Origin of the sequence: Shewanella sp. YQ_9 (assembly GCF_043103185.1) — a bacterium.
Classification (GTDB): domain Bacteria; phylum Pseudomonadota; class Gammaproteobacteria; order Enterobacterales; family Shewanellaceae; genus Shewanella; species Shewanella algae.
Window position 1 is genome coordinate 164,199 of the sequence record NZ_JBICJO010000014.1, and the last position, 17,733, is coordinate 181,931.

13 protein-coding genes are annotated in these 17,733 nt (G+C 50.2%); 4 read left to right on the plus strand and 9 right to left on the minus strand.

All coding sequences use genetic code 11. The features are described from left to right. Positions 1-11 precede the first annotated feature (11 nt). Positions 12-512: a GNAT family N-acetyltransferase gene (locus ACF8D4_RS04295; protein ID WP_392468421.1), complete on the minus strand. Its 501-nt coding sequence runs from the start codon at positions 510-512 to the stop codon at positions 12-14. Between the two features lie 208 nt (positions 513-720). Between ACF8D4_RS04295 and ACF8D4_RS04300 the strand changes: the two genes are divergently transcribed. Further along, positions 721-1,782 (plus strand): DUF3083 family protein, encoded by a 1,062-nt coding sequence (locus tag ACF8D4_RS04300; RefSeq protein ID WP_025010450.1) that lies wholly within the window; start codon positions 721-723, stop codon positions 1,780-1,782. Between the two features lie 96 nt (positions 1,783-1,878). Here the strand turns inward: ACF8D4_RS04300 and ACF8D4_RS04305 are convergent, their stop codons facing one another. Beyond that, positions 1,879-2,598, minus strand: a complete 720-nt coding sequence (locus tag ACF8D4_RS04305) for a suppressor of fused domain protein (RefSeq protein ID WP_335900856.1) — start codon at positions 2,596-2,598, stop codon at positions 1,879-1,881. A 238-nt stretch (positions 2,599-2,836) separates the two neighbouring features. On the opposite strand from ACF8D4_RS04305, the gene ACF8D4_RS04310 reads away from it, so the two are divergent. After that, positions 2,837-5,479, plus strand: a complete 2,643-nt coding sequence (locus ACF8D4_RS04310; RefSeq protein ID WP_335900855.1) for an SO2930 family diheme c-type cytochrome — start codon at positions 2,837-2,839, stop codon at positions 5,477-5,479. Positions 5,480-5,552: 73 nt separating this feature from the next. On the opposite strand, the gene ACF8D4_RS04315 is transcribed toward ACF8D4_RS04310, so the two are convergent. The 3 genes from ACF8D4_RS04315 to ACF8D4_RS04325 all read right to left on the minus strand — a co-directional run bounded on the left by ACF8D4_RS04315 (position 5,553) and on the right by ACF8D4_RS04325 (position 10,560). Next, on the minus strand, positions 5,553-6,563 hold the full coding sequence (locus tag ACF8D4_RS04315) for an AraC family transcriptional regulator (protein WP_234518400.1): 1,011 nt from the start codon (positions 6,561-6,563) through the stop codon (positions 5,553-5,555). A 386-nt stretch (positions 6,564-6,949) separates the two neighbouring features. Then, the gene (gene sohB / locus ACF8D4_RS04320) at positions 6,950-7,972 is read right to left on the minus strand and encodes a protease SohB (RefSeq protein ID WP_045283372.1); all 1,023 of its coding nucleotides are present in this window, start codon (positions 7,970-7,972) and stop codon (positions 6,950-6,952) included. Between the two features lie 119 nt (positions 7,973-8,091). Then, complete coding sequence (locus ACF8D4_RS04325; protein WP_144128572.1) at positions 8,092-10,560, minus strand: VolA/Pla-1 family phospholipase; 2,469 nt, start codon at positions 10,558-10,560, stop codon at positions 8,092-8,094. A 261-nt stretch (positions 10,561-10,821) separates the two neighbouring features. On the opposite strand from ACF8D4_RS04325, the gene ACF8D4_RS04330 reads away from it, so the two are divergent. After that, entirely contained in the window at positions 10,822-11,559 is a 738-nt protein-coding gene (locus tag ACF8D4_RS04330; RefSeq protein WP_039033424.1) for a YciK family oxidoreductase, read from the plus strand. A gap of 95 nt (positions 11,560-11,654) precedes the next feature. Further along, positions 11,655-12,620, plus strand: coding sequence for a M14 family metallocarboxypeptidase (locus ACF8D4_RS04335; RefSeq protein ID WP_144168478.1), 966 nt, complete (start codon positions 11,655-11,657; stop codon positions 12,618-12,620). Between the two features lie 351 nt (positions 12,621-12,971). On the opposite strand, the gene ACF8D4_RS04340 is transcribed toward ACF8D4_RS04335, so the two are convergent. The 4 genes from ACF8D4_RS04340 to ACF8D4_RS04355 all read right to left on the minus strand — a co-directional run bounded on the left by ACF8D4_RS04340 (position 12,972) and on the right by ACF8D4_RS04355 (position 17,543). Beyond that, positions 12,972-13,508, minus strand: coding sequence for a TetR/AcrR family transcriptional regulator (locus ACF8D4_RS04340; protein ID WP_244908425.1), 537 nt, complete (start codon positions 13,506-13,508; stop codon positions 12,972-12,974). A 430-nt stretch (positions 13,509-13,938) separates the two neighbouring features. Then, positions 13,939-14,544, minus strand: a complete 606-nt coding sequence (locus ACF8D4_RS04345; protein ID WP_345860063.1) for a hypothetical protein — start codon at positions 14,542-14,544, stop codon at positions 13,939-13,941. Positions 14,545-14,740: 196 nt separating this feature from the next. Further along, positions 14,741-15,376, minus strand: coding sequence for a hypothetical protein (locus tag ACF8D4_RS04350; RefSeq protein WP_028781312.1), 636 nt, complete (start codon positions 15,374-15,376; stop codon positions 14,741-14,743). Between the two features lie 757 nt (positions 15,377-16,133). Further along, entirely contained in the window at positions 16,134-17,543 is a 1,410-nt protein-coding gene (locus ACF8D4_RS04355) for a leucine-rich repeat domain-containing protein (RefSeq protein ID WP_345860061.1), read from the minus strand. Positions 17,544-17,733 lie beyond the last annotated feature (190 nt).

Consider the following 17,733-nt stretch of genomic DNA (forward strand, 5'->3'; position numbering starts at 1 on the left):
GCTAAAAACGACTAAAGGTTGCGGCTGAATACCCTCACCTTGTGCCCCATCAGTTCACTTTCTTCCTGCGGCAGCATTCCCAACTTGAGGGCTATCGCTTCCGAGCCCAGGTTGCCATCCATGATCAGGGCTATCAACTCATTCACGGCGCAAATCGCTTTTATTTTGGGCAATGCATGGCTGGCGGCTTCATAACCCAGTCCCTGGCCCCAGTATTCAGGCAGATATCGGTATCCCAACTCAACCTTGCCGAACTCCGGCAGGAACTTGGGGCCGCAAAAACCTATCACCTTGCCATCGGCCTTATGCTCAACTGCCCAACGACCATAGCCATACTTGCGGTAGTCGGCCAAAATGACCTTTTCAAGCACCTGTCCGGCCTCTTCAATATCCTTCAATGGCTCGCCGGGGATATACCTCAGCACTTCGGGAGTACTGTTCATGGCAAATAAAGCCTGCTGATCACCATCACGGAACTGTCTCAAAATTAATCTGGGGCTTTCGGTAATCAAGATTAACGACTCCTTGTTATTCAGTTTGTTGCCTTAAGGTTGGCTAAAGTTTATTAATGTTTAATAAATCATAACCATAGATTACACTAGGGCGGGCGCGATAAGTCCATACCCGATCGGATTGAAAGTTGTTTTGTCGCAATAAGATTGCAGTGCAACCCGGCTAGTATGCCCATACCGGCCTGATAACATAAAACAAGGAAAGCGTATGTCCCAGCAAAAAGTCTATATTCCCCTGGCCACCCGTACCAGCCAGTACATCATGGCTGAAATACTGATGACAGATGCGCTGCTCAGCCACTATGCCAGTTACGAAAACTGCTACCGCGAGATCAGCAAGTTGGTATTCCAGTTGGCAGAAAAGGAAGATCTGCACAACATTCATGTGATCGCCAATGACAAACTGCCTGTGGTGCGTTTTCACACCGAGGCCTACTGCTTCCAAACCGCCGAACAGATCCTGTTCTTTTACAACCCGGCCTACCATGAAGCCCAGAACCTTTTCTTCCAGCCGGACTACAAGGCCCGCAAGTTAAGACTGCTGTTTTTGGCCACAGGTAAGGAAATTCGCGCCAACGCCGCCAATTTCCACAGCCGGGTCAATGCCGTATTGAATGGAGTGTTGGACAACCTGCCGGAGCAGGAATTAAGGGTCAAAGTCCGCGATCACCAGCACATGGCCTACGATCTCTTCGCCCGTGCCAAGGGGGAGAAAAAGACCTATGGCTACAAGCTCAGGGATATTTATCAGCGCTACAAGTCGCGCAAGTGCAAACTGCCGGAAGATCACAGCTCATTGGCCTATGTCACCGTCAGCCTGCCGCTGAGCCGCCGCCTGAAGCAGAGCGTGCTGGAAGAAGAGCATACCGAAGACTTCAGCCCGCTGTACCAGTTTCTTGAGGACAAGTTCCGCAGCGCGGCGGCCGGCAAGCAATTGCACCGCATCGCCATGGTGGCCAACGGCCTGATGCCTTTGGTTCGCAACAGTAAGTTCGAGAAGGTGGAAAGTACTGCCGAAGCCCAGATGATAGGCTTTGATCCTGCGGCAACCGACACTCAGTTTGTCAGCCATTGGGATGGGCGCAACCTGGTAGAATCGGTGCACTTTTTGCTGGTTGCCGGTAAAGAGGACTACACAGAGCCAGGTTATGGCCGCTACATGAACCAGGTGGAAGCGGCTTTGAAAGACTTTGCCGAAGCCATAGGTTTGGATCCGGAGCGCCGTGAACTGGTGTTGAGATTCCATCAGCACATCAGTTACAAGCGTTAAGACTCAAAAAAGCCGGGCTAGCCTGCACAATGCAGCTCAGTCCGGCTTTTTACCTTGTTATTATGAGTGTGCTATGAGTGAGTCCCCTGGGCTCGGTTATTTCCGCCCTGTGACCACATTGATTCTGGCAACATCCACCAGATCGCTCACCTGATATTTGTCGAACAGATCCAACAAGGCATCGCTGCCCTGCTCCAGTTTCAACATCATCTCTTCTTCATAAAGCGGCACCAGGCTATAAAAATTGATGCACTTGTCCTGGTCAATCTCCAGGGTGTGGAAACCCTCATCAACCAGCAGTGACGGCAGAACTATCATGCCGTTTTGACGGGTATTTTCGGCAAAGGCTTCGGCAGGATCACCATTGGGTATTGTGTGTCCCCAGCCCAGCCAGCTGTCGTATTTATGCGGAAAGCGCGCCAAAAACTTAAGCTGCCTTACAGGCCAGTACCACTGTTCATCGCTGAAGGCTTCCTGACTTATCTGCCAATGCGCCGGCAAGGTGATCATCAGCTCCATAAACCTGGGGATATCCGCCTCTTCGGGGGTACTCATAGGCAAGTCACTCATGCCGGAAGTCACCAGAGTATGGAAAGGTCGCTCGTCTGTCGGTGCCACATAATGCACATCAATATGCACAGTATCCGAGATAACTTCATGAAAGACCCAGGTGACTTCACCAATATGGCACTCAATATGTTCGCTTATCTGGACGATACACTCTTCACCCATAGGCGACTGCCATTCCTTTTCACCATCCGTGTATCTGAAAATGGGATCACCGGAAAGGCTGTATTCTTGTTCATCCTTACTCATGCCAACTCCTTTTGATTCTGACGCATGAGGTTTTATCACTGCCGGCGAACTAAATCCAGAATAAATGATGAAAAACAAACTGTTGTTAAAATAGTGTTTACATATGGCGATAACATCTCAATCTGTTATTTGCCGCTACTTGCATTATTTGGCGCTAATTTGGCCGGATTTCACATTGTCAGTCGGGAAATGAATCGGGATCTTGTTAACGGAATAATAACAATAATCAGGAGAGATTATGTTCAACAAGAAAAACCCCCTGACTTTGGCGTTGCTGGCAGCCGGGTTAACCGTGGGACTCATTGCCTGCTCGGATGACGACAATACGTCTCAAACCACTGAACCGCCGGTCGTGACGCCACCGCCGGTAACCAGCCCCTTCCCCGAAGGCGCCATCATAGTTGAAGCCGGAGACAATCTGACAACCCGAATTCAGGAAGCTCTGATCAACGCCCAGAGTGGCGCTGTAATCGTGTTGCCAAAGGGCCGATTTGAGATAGATGCCACCTTGTTGTTTGACGGCGATGTCGACGGTGACGGCAGCTATGCCAGCAATGTCACTGTCATGGGCCATGGCCGCGATGAAACCATTCTCGACTTTGCCAATGCCAACGCCGGTGACGGTATCTTTGTGCAAAACGCCCTCAATATCACCATCAAGGATCTTTCGGTCTATGAAGCCAAAAACAACGGCATCAAGCTGAAAAACACCAATGGCATCATACTGCGCAATGTCTCCGCAGTGTGGGAAGGTGAGCTGGATCAAGGCAATGGCGCCTACGGCCTTTACCCGGTGGAATGCGAGAATATTTTGATTGAAGACAGTTATGTCCGCGGCAGCGCCGATGCCGGTATCTATGTGGGCCAGTCTGAGTACATAGTCGTCAGGCGCAATATCGCCAAGGAAAACGTCGCCGGTATCGAAGTGGAAAACTCGCGCTTTGCCGATGTCTATGACAATGAGGCCATGGGCAATACCGGTGGTATTCTGGTGTTCGACCTTCCCATTGGCAACCACAAGTACGGCTCCAGCGTACGGGTATTCAACAACAAGGTTTATGACAACAATACCCACAACTTCGCCAACGCCTCTGCCAACCCGGCCGGAGTGCATATTGTTCCTCCCGGCACCGGGGTGATCATACTCTCCACCAACGATGTGGAAGTGTTCAACAACCAGATCAGCAACCACGATACCCTAGCGGTCACAGTCTCCAGCTTCTTTATCGCCGAGCCGGATGTCTCCGCCTTTGCCGCCAGCTATGCCCAGCCGGGTCAGGCCATTGAAGATGGCTGGCGCGCCACACCACGCAACATCTATATCCATGACAACCAGATAAGCGGTTTTGCCACCAAGCCCAACGGTTATCTTATCGAGGATATCATCAAGGCTTACATCTACAGCCATGGCCGCTTCCCGGGGATCCTCTACGATGGCCTGGGTGAACTGCTCGCCAACAATGGTACCGGCGCCTATCTCGGCTTTGGTGAACTCCCCTTCAACCCTGACGGCAGTGAAAATGTCTGTGCCAGCAACAATGGAGATGTCAGTATTGGCCAGCTCTACGGCAACAGCAATACCGATGTCAGCATTCCCGATGTCATGTATGAAGCCAAGCAGCAGCAACTGTTGCAATGCTCTTTGGTCAGCCTACCTGTGCATACCGTCACTTTCGGCGAACAGATCTTCGGCTGCGGCGTGGATGATGATACCGAAGGTTGTGACGGTGGCGTGCTGGTCGGCGGTGGCGGTACTATAGGAGAAGGTGAAGGCGGCCTTGAAGGCGATGGCGACCTGTCGCTGTGCAGCGCTCAAGGCTCTGGTGTGAACTGGGATGCTCTGACGGGTGCCAATTGCAGCAGCCTGGCACAATACCGCCTGTTTGCCGACGCCTCTATGCCGGCGGCCATGCCAAACAGTGGCGGGATCCCTTACGATCTCAACACGCCGCTGTTTACCGACTATGCCAGTAAGTATCGCTATGTGTTTGTGCCGGAAGGGAAACAAGCCAACTACAGCAGCAATGAGGCCTTTGACTTCCCGGTAGGCACAGTACTGGTGAAAACATTTGCACTGCCTGCCGATACCGCAACCAGAGGCGTGGACAATGAAACTCTGATTGAAACCCGGTTGTTGATCCACAGAGAGTCGGGCTGGACCGCCCTGCCCTATGTCTGGAATGCCGAGCAAACAGATGCCACTTTGGCCAAGGCCGGTGCCATTCAAGGCAAGAGCGTGGTGCACAAGGGGCAAACCCTGAACTTTGACTACGTTGTCCCGTCAATGAATCAGTGCAAGCAGTGTCATCAGTTCAAGGCCGACAGCGCCAGCCAGGCGGTGTTTATGCCGATTGGTCCCAAGGCCCGCCATCTGAACCGTGACTACCCCTACCAGGATGGCAGCGCCAACCAACTGCTTCATTGGCAAAGCGCGGGTATTCTCAGCGGCCAGCCAACCCTTACCAGCGTCGACAAGGTACCAGCCTATGTGGATGGTGATGAAGCCACTTTGACTCAGCTCAGTGACAGCGAGCTGATGCAAACTGCCAAGGGTTACCTGGATATCAACTGCGCCCACTGCCACAGACCCGAAGGCAATGCCTCCAATACCGGGCTGAAACTGGAGTACCAGCGCAGCTATGATGAAGACAACGGCTTCAGCCACGGCACCTGTAAATCGCCTGTCGCCTATGGCGGCGGCACCCTGGGCTACGATGTGGTACCGGGTAATCCGGCCGAGTCCATCATGCATTTCCGGATGCAGAGCAATGAGCCGGGCGACAGAATGCCCGAAATTGGCCGTAGCCTCAGCCACGATGAAGGAGTCGCGCTGATAAGCGAATGGATTAAACGTTTACCGGCAGCCAGCTGCTCCAACTGAAGCTGGAGCCAAGCAGACTGAAAAACGCTTACCGCAATAAGCAAAAGGCCCGGGTTTGAAGACCCGGGCCTTTTTAGTCTTCCTGCCCCAAGCGGCTGAAATAGCCTGGTGGATAACCGAGCCAATGCTTGAAGCTCTGGCGAAAATGACAACTGTCGCTGTATCCCAAACGCTCGGCAATCTCACTCACCGATAGCCGGCCCTCAAGGATCCAGCTCACCGCTCTTTGACACCTTTGCTGATCCACCAGGCGTTGATAGCTGCTGCCGAGGGCCGCCAGCTTGCGCCTCAGGCTGCGACTGCTCATGTGTAACCTGAGTGCCATGGTTTCCAATGGCGGCACAGCGGGAAAGTCGCCATCCAGCTCGGCAATAATCTTTTCAATCAGCGAACTCTGCTGCTGACAGTTTTGGCTGTGATCGGAAAAATGACTCAGATCCACAGCCAGCGCCAGGTAGGATTTATCGAGGCGCCATTCATTGAAGTCACTCTGAAACTCCAGCTGTTTGGTCAGTTTTGCCAATCCCTCAGACGGCATCAAGGTGCCGGTAACACAGATACAGTTAAAGCTGACCTCTTGACCGGTTAACTCCCGCGCCAAACTCAGCAGCGCACCTATGCTGTGAAGAAATTCGCCGCGATAGATTAACGACTCGGCCCGGCCGGTATTGAGCCAGCGCAGGCGGATTTCCCGCTCATCTTCCAGCAGCAACAGATCGGCAAAACTGCCCACCCACTTGGGATGGTTGAGCACAAAATCCAGGCATTCACCGAGATCCCGGCAATCCCCAAGCAAAGGCAACAGAAAGCCCAAGTCGGTTACCTGGGTATTGAGACCAGCCAGCAGGCTGATATCCTCACGTCGACTACGCTGCATGAGAAACGCTATGGTGGCGCTGAGCTGCCAGACCCGCACCAATTGGCACTCCTTGAGTTCATTGATACCCGTGCCTATGTGCCGGCATATCTCTTCGGCAGCCTCGGCTCCCAATTGTGACTGAATAAAACGAATAAGGTTGGCCAGTTCAAAAGCCGGGTACGCCTGATCCCCAACCATCATGTTGGCTCGGTATTTGATCTGCATAGTTATTGTTATCTTTTTGTTAATTCCCCAAGGCTGTTTTAACGTATCCAGCCAGAGAATTAAAGGCGTACTGCATAAAAAGGCCTAAATGCCTCTGTTTATGAATTTTAAAAGCATTAATGTCGGTGTTTTATGCAAAATAGCGTCAATTAGCCGCTCGAATTGGTCTGCGCTTGCGGTCGTTTTCTCAAACTCATCCGGAGACAGAAGCAGCCAAGGTCTTAAGCACATTAGGAATGCGTTCGGCCGAGGTAATCCTGTGGCTGAATGGTTTTGGTAGCGACTTGAGTGACGATAACGCCGGCACGGCTTTGCCGGAAGAAATAGTGGCATAAAAAGCCCCGGCGTGCCGGGGTTAGATTAGCGAATGGATTAAACAGCAGGAGTTACATTGGCCGATTCTTCTCGGCCAACTTGTTGTAGCAGGCGTTGAGCATCAAAGAAGCGCTGTGGGCCAACTTGTCGGCCAGTTTCTTGCGCAGCTGATATTTTACCTTGATCACAGTGCGATCCGCGGCCAACTTCAGCAAGAGATCATCACTGGTGCCGACTTCATCTATGAGCCCCAGCTCTATGGCCTGCTGACCATACCAATGTTCACCGGTTGCCACCTTGTCCAGCTCCAGTTGCGGCCGATAACGCCCGACAAAGTCTTTGAACAGCTGATGGGTTTCTTCCAGTTCCTGTTGGAACTTGGCTCTACCCTCATCTGTGTTCTCACCGAACAGCGTCAGGGTGCGCTTGAAATCACCGGCGGTATGCTGCTCATAATCAATGTCATGCTTCTTCAGCAACTTGTTAAAGTTCGGCAATTGGGCAACAACACCTATGGAGCCTATGATAGCGAACGGCGCGGCAATAATGCGGTCGGCAACACAGGCCATCATATAACCGCCACTGGCAGCCACCTTATCGACACATATGGTCAGCGGCAGCCCGGCATTGCGGATCCTGTCCAGTTGGCTGGCCGCCAGGCCATAACCATGAACCATGCCGCCACCACTCTCAACGCTGGCGACTACCTCATCACCTTCCTCGGCGATTGCCAGAATGGCACTGATCTCTTCCCGCAGTGACGCCACTTCGGCCGCTTCTATGCCACCTTTGAACTCGACGACATACACCTTGGGATCTTTGGCTTCCCCGGCATCAAGTGCCTTGTCGTGAGCCTTTTGCTCGGCCTTGAGCTGTTTCTCATAGGCCTTGAACGCCTTTTTGCCCAAAAGCTCTGCCTTGAGGTGATGCTTGAGCGATTTAAGCTCATCGCTGAGATGCGTCAGTTTCAGCTCGCCCCTGTCACTCTTTTGTTTTACCGCCGATGCCACAACAATTACCACTATGGCACCCACTGCCACCACCAAAGTGATCGCCTTGGCCAGAAATAATCCGTACTCGTATAAAAATTCCACTACAGGGTTCCTTTCACCGCGAGAAAGCACACAAAATCGCGCTATTCTAGCAGCCCTTGCATAGATAAAAAAACCCGGCATTTCGCCGGGTTTGTTACAAAAAACATATGAGTAACCGCTTAGCCACCGCAGCTTTGCAGAACGGACGAGTCGGTCACCAAAATGCTGGCACCATCTTTACCGGCAGAAGAGGCAAAAATAGACACCTGAGACTGCATTTCTGCTGTCGCCTGAGCCGCCATGCCATCGGTCACGCCCGGTACTTCGGATGGGTCGATGAGTGAGCTGTGATGCCCCTTGGCAAAGCGCACAGCGCCGCCACCGGCACTGGTCTGATCGACGCAGTTAAGCCCCAGAGTCGCAATCAAAGGCTCAGTGCCTGACAGCGGGAAGCCCGCGACAGTACCAGGCAGAACCTGATCGCCCTTGTTACCAGCGCCATCACCGACGATTTCCACCAGATGAACCGGCAAACCCGTGGCCTTGAGCATGGCAGTCTGGTTGATAGGATCGGCTGACTCTATCCCGGTCTGCACCGCAAAGGCGAAGGTAGGGATAAATTCGGCGTATACCTCCTGAACCAGTGCCTCATATTCGGCCGAACCCGGCTGATATCCTTGTTTATTGGCCGCGTCCACCAAGGACTTGAAGGTATCGGAAGCCGTCACATTGGCAAACAACAGAGGTGCAAAGGTGGCTGAACCGGCGAAAGACCCCGCCAGGCCGCCGCTAGGCGCCACCAAAGATGCGCCCTTGATGCCATAGTAGTTGGGCAAGGCTGTGCCGGATGCAGGGTCTTTCAAACCTGTGCTGGCATAGGTCGCGAAGTTGGTGCCGACAATGGCGCCAAGGCTAAGCCCCTGAGCGGTTATCTGGTTATTGTCAAACACCTGAGGCGCGCCCATTTCGGCCAGTTGCGCCGACATACCTGTTATCGCGGCTCTAAGCGCCAGATGATCCATGGTCGCCTGACGGAAGTTATCCCGTACAGACAGCGTGCTTTCTATGTTGACAAATACCAGCGGATTGCCGTTTTGGAAGGCATCCGGCTTGCCGACAACATTGCCATAGGCAGCACCTGAGGCCGACACTTCATAGATGCCGTCACCATTTGCATCGAATGAACGGGCACCGTGCAGCGGCATATCTATGGCCACTGTAGCCACACCGGCAGCGGCATAACTACCGGCATAGGCCAGCGACATCTCTTTGCCGCCACCCAGACCATGCAGCGCTATCGTGGCAGGCCAGCCACTGGTTGGTGGCGTGAAAGGCAAGCCCTGGCTGGCATAAAATGCCGCCAGCTTAGTGGCGTTGGGCATGGAGATCAGCACAGGCACAGTTTCGTAGTTGCGAATCGCCGGAATGGGATTAAAACGGGTCAGGTGCTTGGTGGCATCGACCGCACTGTCATCATCCAGTTTCCACGCTTTGCCGGCCAACAAGGAAGGATTGGCCAGTGCAGCGGCGGGATCTATGTTGTAAGCCATCGCCTGGGCGGCAAAGTTCTCCTGGCTCAGAGTACCGGCCTGCAGCGCCAGCATCACAGATACCGGGCTGTCGCCCTGGGCCTGCCAGTAGCCGTTAATGCCGTCACAGCTTGCCGATGAACAAGTGCCGTAAACCGGTACTTCAATGGCCGCAGTGTAGACATCGGCCAAATCCGCCAATACATAGGCTATGCCGTCAGCAGGGGTAAGCCCAGCTGCCATCGCCACTGTATAGCCGGCTGGAGTCGGAGTTTGCAACCACTTGGGCGCATAGGGTGAGCCAGGTTGCAGCATCAGTAGCTTGGTGGTTTCATAAACATCGGCCACCGACTGGGTGGTAAACAGGCCTGAATAGGTAATGCTTTCCTTGTCGACGCCATGAGCCGCCGCCATGCCCTTCTCATAACTGTTTACCAGAGTTTGCAGCATCAATTGGTCGGCGGTTTCCAGCGGCGCTGTGTCGATATCCAGTTTCAACAGGCCATAGGTATAGGAAGGCGCTATCGGGCGCTCGGCCGAATCCATGATGAGTTTAGTGGTGGCATAGATATAAGACTGAGCGGGCTTAAGTGGCTTCAGTGGAACAATGACAATCTTGTTGCCGGACGCTTGAGTGATAAAGTCTTCCCCCCAAACCAGCTCTTCACCCACTTCACAGGCAGAAACCGAAGGCTTGGCCTGGCACTCGGCTTTGGAAGAAAGCGGGCCGCCGCTGACGGCTTCAAACATTCTCACCGCTCCAGGCTGGGCCACGGAAGATGCCAGCAGGCTCAGGGTATTGCCGCTGTTATCTTTGGAAGGTTCAATATCTATGGTTATCGGTTGCGTGGTTGACCAGCCATCCAGCGCGCCCAGCGCCAGCTGCGGATTGGTATAGTCACCGGAGGCTTCTCCGGGAATATTCAAGGTACCGTCTGTGGTGCCGTTGAGCAGTAGGTCGTTTGGCAAGGGAACTTCAGCTTTGGCAGGATCAAACACCAAATGGGACTCAGGGATGAGCGGCTCTGTCTTATCCTTAAGTTCGTTATAGCTGTCTTCACCACATGCTGTCAGTCCAAGTGCAGATGCGATTGCAACACCCAAAATGAGTCTTTTCATCTTTTTTCCCCAAATCTTGTTGTAATAATTTTGTTTTCCCCAAGAAATTGGTCACAATACCCCAGACACTGTGACCAGAGGAGCTGAAATCAGTCCTCAGCTCGTCTCAAGTTAACGTAAAAATATTGAGTTAGCTACATTTTTGTCACAGTTGCACGCAACGAAAAGTAACAATGAACAGTCATTTGTTTTAAACAGATGTATACCGCTGTAGTGAGTCGAGTATTGGCGGGCTTTAGCGCGAAGAGGAAACAACTCCCCATGTTGGAATATCAAGCAGCAAAAGATCTTCTCAAGGGCAAAACTATTCTGGTAACCGGTGCCGGCGACGGCATTGGCAAAACCGCAGCCAAGACCTATGCCGCCCATGGCGCCACAGTGATCCTGCTGGGCAAAACGGTCAAGAAGCTGGAAGCCGTTTACGATGAAATTGAAGCCGCCGGTGGCCCGACTCCAGCGATTGTGCCTCTGGATCTCAAGGGCGCCAGCGAACAAAACTACCGCGACATGGCCGAAACCATAGAGCAGCAATTCGGCAAGCTCGATGGCCTGCTGCATAATGCCAGCCTGTTGGGCGCTTTGGGGCCATTTGAACATATTGATATTCAGTCACTGGAAGATCTGCTCAAGGTCAATGTGGTGGCGGAAGTCATGATGACCAAGGCACTGTTGCCTGTGATGCGCAAGGCCGAGCACGCCTCAATTATTTTTACTTCCAGCAGTGTTGGCCGTAAGGGCCGCGCTTACTGGGGTCCATATGCCTTCTCCAAGTTTGCTACCGAAGGCATGATGCAGGTGCTGGCTCATGAATGTGAAGGCACCCAGGTGCGCGCCAACAGTATCAATCCGGGAGCAACCCGCACCGGCATGCGCGCCAAGGCTTATCCGGCAGAGAACCCTCTGGATCTCAAGACGCCAGAGCAGATAATGCCCGTTTATCTATATCTGATGGGCGACGACAGCCTGCAGGAAAACGGTCAGGCCTTTAACGCCCAGTAACATTTTCCTCAAGAATAAACGCAGTCCAATGGGCTGCGTTTTGCTATTCATACGCCATTCATACACGTTTTATAAAAGAAATAAGGAGGCAATCCATGAGTCAAGAATACCCTATAGGCACTCCAGGTACTCCCTGGGGGGATGCCGAAAAATCCGCCTGGCGCGCCACCCAAAACATCAAACGCAGCTACCGTGAACAGGTGCTCGACAAAATCGATTCCCTCAAGACAGCTTTTGAATGCCGCCGGTACGGCGCCTTAAGTTATGACCCGGAACGTTATCCCCTGCTCGCCCTGCAGAGTAAATCGCCACAGGCAGATAAGCCCTGGGTATTGGTCACTGGCGGGATCCACGGTTATGAAACCAGTGGCGTTCAAGGTGCGCTGCAGTTTCTTGAGCAGGAAGCCGAACGTTATCAAGCAGATTTCAATCTCCTGGTCGTCCCCTGTGTCAGCCCTTGGGGATACGAAGTCATCAACCGTTGGAATCCTTTGGCTATCGATCCCAACCGTTCCTTCTTTGAACCCAGCCCGGCAGAAGAGTCTGCCGCATTGATGGCTCTGGTTGCTAGCCACGGCGCCCCTTTCCTGGCTCATATCGATCTGCATGAAACCACAGACACGGATGAAACCGAGTTTCGTCCGGCGCTGGCGGCCCGCGATGGCAAAATCATAGCTCCCGGCGAGATCCCGGACGGTTTTTATGTGGTAGATGATGAAGCCATGCCGCAACCTGAATTCCAACGAGCCATTATCGAAGCGGTCGCCAAAGTGACCCATATCGCTCCGGCCGACAAAGACGGCAATATCATCGGCTCTCCTGTGGTCGACCACGGCGTTATCCGTTATCCGCTCAAGCAGCTTGGTCTATGTGCCTCGGTTACCAATGCCCCATACACCTGCACCACAGAAGTCTACCCGGACAGCCCGCAGGCAAGCGATGAACAGTGCAATGCCGCCCAGGTCGCCGCGGTTTGTGGCGCGCTGGATTATCTAAGGAAGGTGCGAATAAGTCCTCGTGGCACTCTGGCTTGCACAGCAATTGGCGTTCAAGGCATCTGACTGAAGGCATGCCGGGGCCTGTCGAAGTCGGATAACGCTGAGAGCCGGTTGCTGTGAAAGCCCCGAAGGGCGTGGCTTACAGGCCTGCCTGCTGTGTTGGGCTTCTTGCAAAGGACTAGGGCCATTTGCTGCGAACCACGCCTTGCATCCAGGCCCGTAAGCCGACGCAGAGCACACATGGGACTTGTTCGTACCTTCCCTAAAGCTAACCCGGAATTAAGTTTCCAGGATTGAAGCTGGAGCCTTGAAACTTAAGTCTTGAGGCTCAAATAACTAGATCCGGCACTAAGCTTTGCGCCCCAGTGCCGGGTCTTAATCAACTTATTTTCCTCGCCTTTTGGCGATGCGACCTCACAACAACGCCAGTTTGGCACTAAGACGCTTCACCATGGTATCTGCATCGGGATTCGGCGCATTCAACCCTTCAACCAAGGTCATAAAATAGCAATCCATCATAATGGTTGCCCTCACTGCATCATAATGAGGCGCACCGGTAAACAGCAGCTCTTTGAACTGGCGGATCTGTTCATCAAAGAAAGCTCCTTGCCAAATTAAGCCTTGCAGCAAGGTTTTACTGAACTCCACATGCTGCAAATAGAATCCGTATAAATGCCTGGCATAATGCTGCATCTTCAACTTAGGCTGCTCAAAGTCATCGCTGCTCTGCGCCTCGCTGATAACCCCGGCGATAAGCTCCAACATCAACGCCTTCAACAACTCTTCTTTATTGCTGAAGTGGCTAAACAAGGTGCCATTGGCAATCCCAGCTGCTTTGGCAATATCGCGGGTCGATGTCGCTTCAAAACCTTGCTCGATAAACAGCTCCCATGCGCATTGGCAGATGCGCTCGCGGGTTTGGCGTTTTTTAGGGGTCATATCTGCAGTCAAAAGTGAACCTTTTACTTGTAATTGAGCGTGCTCAATAAATATAATGAGCGCGCTCATTTTTATTTATACCAAGGTAAATCACATGAAATCAGTCGTTAAGATTCTAACACTCGCAGTAGGCTATGTCTTATACATCCCCTTTATCTGCTTCTATTCGTATATCTTGGGGGCGATACTGAAAGCCGTCCTGATACCCGGTGGACTAGTGCTTATTGCGCTTATGATGGGCCCCAAGGCGGCATGGCAGGAGTGGAATAGTGCCAGGCAGCCGCAAAACAGCCCCCAGTCAAAGCAGGAGTGATGCCGCTCATCGCGAGTCAGCAAACAACAAGCCCCGGCAAAATCAAGAAGTAAGTCAGTCTTTCAACTTTCACTCTTCTGATACTGGGGCCGGTGTAGGTTATAGTGCATATAACGGAGACAAATTATTTTAGGGGAGGTTTACACAGTCGGAAACTTTGACAAAATTAAGTGTATCGACCTTGAGTTCTTTAAAAACCTTAACAATCTTCTCGTGAACCATGACATGAGGAAAGTCAGAGTATTCAGGCATAAATACCAAACGTTCATTTTCGGGTATAGTTTGCATCTTTTGCTTGCAGAGAGAGTATCGTTTTATTACATACTCGTCTTCACCTGGCTTGTAGTTGTTAATCAAGCACTCTTCAAGGTTCAAAACATCCATATACTCAAAAATATTGAATACCCAAAAGCCTTCATGATAATTTTGCTCGTCGTCGACAATCACAGCGGGGTATAACTGAAAAAACTCATTGTCTACCTCACCAAGCTCCCGTTTGATCTCGTCATCAATAATAGGGTAGTTAATTGCCATATGCGCTTTTTTAATTGGTCGCTTAACCCCTTTTGCAAGGTCCTCATCCCGATAGCCATTTTTAAAAAACATAGGATCACCGGCCGTTAGTTTCGTGAACTCATAATGTCTCATGGCAGAACGCATTTCTGGGCTAAGGTATAGGGTTTCCTCATCGTGGTTCAGGGAAAGAATATAATACTGCTCGTTGTATGGGTTCATCTGCCTTCTCTTTGGAATTTACACAAGTGGTCTTTTCAGTTTTTCTTTAAAATCATTACTATGAACGAAATAAAAAATAATCTCTCATTGCCGGCATTCATGTTCCAATAGCGTTGACAACCAAATTATAGTAGTTCTGGACACTTAACCGGCAAAAGTAAATCGCTCTGCCCCCTTTCAGCTGTATTTCCCGTTCTTATGTCCCGGGTTTTCTCAGGCTCCACTCAATCAGCTTGGCTCTGATCAGGCGTTGCGAAAACTGCTGGGGATCAAGAACCCAGTTGGTAGCAATTTCCCGAACGCTCACCTCATCCGGATAACCTCCCCCTGTAGACAAACCGTTAATATGGCAACGCTTGGCCGCTTGAACCTCAGCCTCTGTAGGTTCACCCGCCGAAATGTGGCTTTGGTCATATTCATGCAGCCCATCATGATACACGGCGTATTTTCTTGTTACTTGACCGTCTTCTGCCATAAACCAAAAATTGTATATACCGCCCTGATGGTCGCCAAAGCCATAGGTTTTCCCAAATTTCTGGCTTAACCTAGCGGCGAATTCTGAAAGGTTGCGTAGGCATTCATCCAGCATCTCCATACTGTCCCTGCGGCCATACTGCCGGAACGGCAAGCCCCAACCGCCAAGGTAGATAAGCCCATCAAGATCCGCGACAACCAGGTGTGAAGTTTTCCAGATAAACTTCAGATCGTCGGCAGACCCCAAATCACTGATGGACTTGATATCCGCTTCCCCCTTCAGGTGTTCAACTATTCCATCTAGGTCGCGGCTTTCTACGACCAACCAAATCATATTGCGATACATCGAAACGCTCATTTCTATTCCCTTAAATATCTGGCGAATGCAATTTCAGTAGTCCACGGATTCTAGTGGCTCAACAATGAGCCGGGACAGTAACAAAACCCAAAAACAAAACCAAGACAATAAACAAAATCCAGACCCATAGTTTTCGACAAATTGTTGACTCCTTGCCTAGGTTTCAATGGTTTCTTAGGTATCAAGGACTCTTCGCAACTGATTGATGATAGCGGGCGCATCATCCGCAATAACAAGGTGGCCACACGGCAGCCAGCAGGACGACCTGTCCTTTTGAACCGTTTAATTCCCACCGACAATGGGTTGCTACTTCACCTATATCAGGGCTTCTTGGTCCCCTTGCAGCTATGACAATGCTCTATAAAACCAGAGTTACAACCACCTCCAACATCGATGAAGGCAAGGGTCTACCCATTGCCAGAAGCTATTTAGCTGAATTCCCAAGGCTCCATGCTCTCCCTCACCCATCGAACCCTATTCGATCTTCATTGTGCTTGGGAACTCGACTTTGTACCCACTTCAATAGCCGAGAAACCTTCACTGGAGTTGAAAGAGGATCTTCCTCAAGTGGAAACCTCTGCCTTTCTGTAACATTGACAACTAACGCCTTTACCCGGCTTATATCGGGTGTCTCCATTGTTCCTGGTTATATTGTTCCTGTTCCCTACTAAAGCAGTGGCTGTAGATTACATACCACACATATAATCACACACGCCCTCATTATTGGGTGATTGCGTTTCATCACTAACTCCTAAACTTAGAATGCTCGTCTTTGCTCGTGGGTTAGGCTCTGATAAAAAGGAGTATTGTAAGCTCTTTTTCGCACAGAAGAATAAGACGCTAATACTTCTGGAGAAATAGCTTCAATAGGGTTATAAGAAAAATCAATTCTCCTAAGGTTATTCCCAGGCTTCAATTTTGGCAAAGACATTAAACGATTGAATGAAACATCGACTGCTTTTAGCCAGGGCATCTCAGCAATCACACTGATATTATCCAAGTCGTTTTCACGTACAAATAAGCCTTCTAAATTAGGCAGTGATGCTACTGACGAAATATCAACAGTCCCATTATTCGTTAAGTTTACTTTTACAAGACTGGGTAATTCATCAATACCATCTAATGTAGGTAGATCAACGTCTGAGCCAAATAATTCTTTCAGATTTGGTAAGTTAGCCATATTTTTCAGTATATTATCTTCGATATGGAGAAAAGAAAGGTCTGTTAACTTAGGCAGATTACTAATTTTCGGTAGGCTACCTTTTTTTACGTCATAGATCGAAATCTTTTCTAAATTTTTAGGAAGGGCTAAGCCTTTAAATATTGAGTCCTTCATTCCATCAATACTCAATTCACGCAACTTATCTAAATTGTGTACAGTGGCAATATTCTTGTAACCTGGATTTTTTAACCTAAGCTTCTCCAAATTTTTCAAAGAACCTACATCAATGTTTAAAGATGACAAATCTATGGATAAGAACTTTAGCGACTTTATTTTATTGATACCGTTAAAACTACTCGAGTTAACCACATAACTAATCAATACATCGAGATTTACTTGTTTTTCTAAGTTACCAACAAGGTGTATCTCCTCACCACTAATCAATAATTTATGAAGGCGACCAGATTGAGGTAGAATAATATGTCTAACATTATCTACTGCTGAAATGCTGAGTCGTTCCAATTGATAAAACTGGCTTAAATCCATTTTATCATTAATAAACATTGACCGTCTTAAATGAACATAACGAGCATCCACAATAGCTGATAAAAACTCTGGAGGTATTGTTGTGTTTTTCTCAGATACAACGTTTACTGCTTTGCCATGTTGGTCTAAAAGCACGGCAATGCGAGATAGCGAACCCGAGCCTCCAAAATGTTCATTTCTTCCTTCGATTGAAGGAACCAGATGATCATTTTGCCTTTCACGGCGCTCTGATGGAATATCCCCAAGCTCTCCTGTTAGGCCATTGACAAAGAAGCTTAGTTTTCCATATTCAGGTTTAAAATTTTGCTTTATCTTTTGCACTACGGGCGAAGCTTGGATAATCGCTGCCGCTTTCTCTTCGGGAGACAACGCCAATACTTGCCCTACCACCAGTAACCATAATCCAAGTATGGCTGTCAACGAGCCCACATGTTTTTGTTTTATCACTTCTTTTCCCATAAATAGATTCTGAGTATAATTGAGGATACGAAATCTCGGGTGATTCCATATTCTACACAGGTGAAATTCTTGCTCGCTGGGTTCTGCTGGCGAAAATTAAATCAGCATTCAACAATTGAGCAACAGACATGACCTCAATGTTTACTCATTCATTCTCCAATAAATGAACTGAGATAAAGCACCTACCATG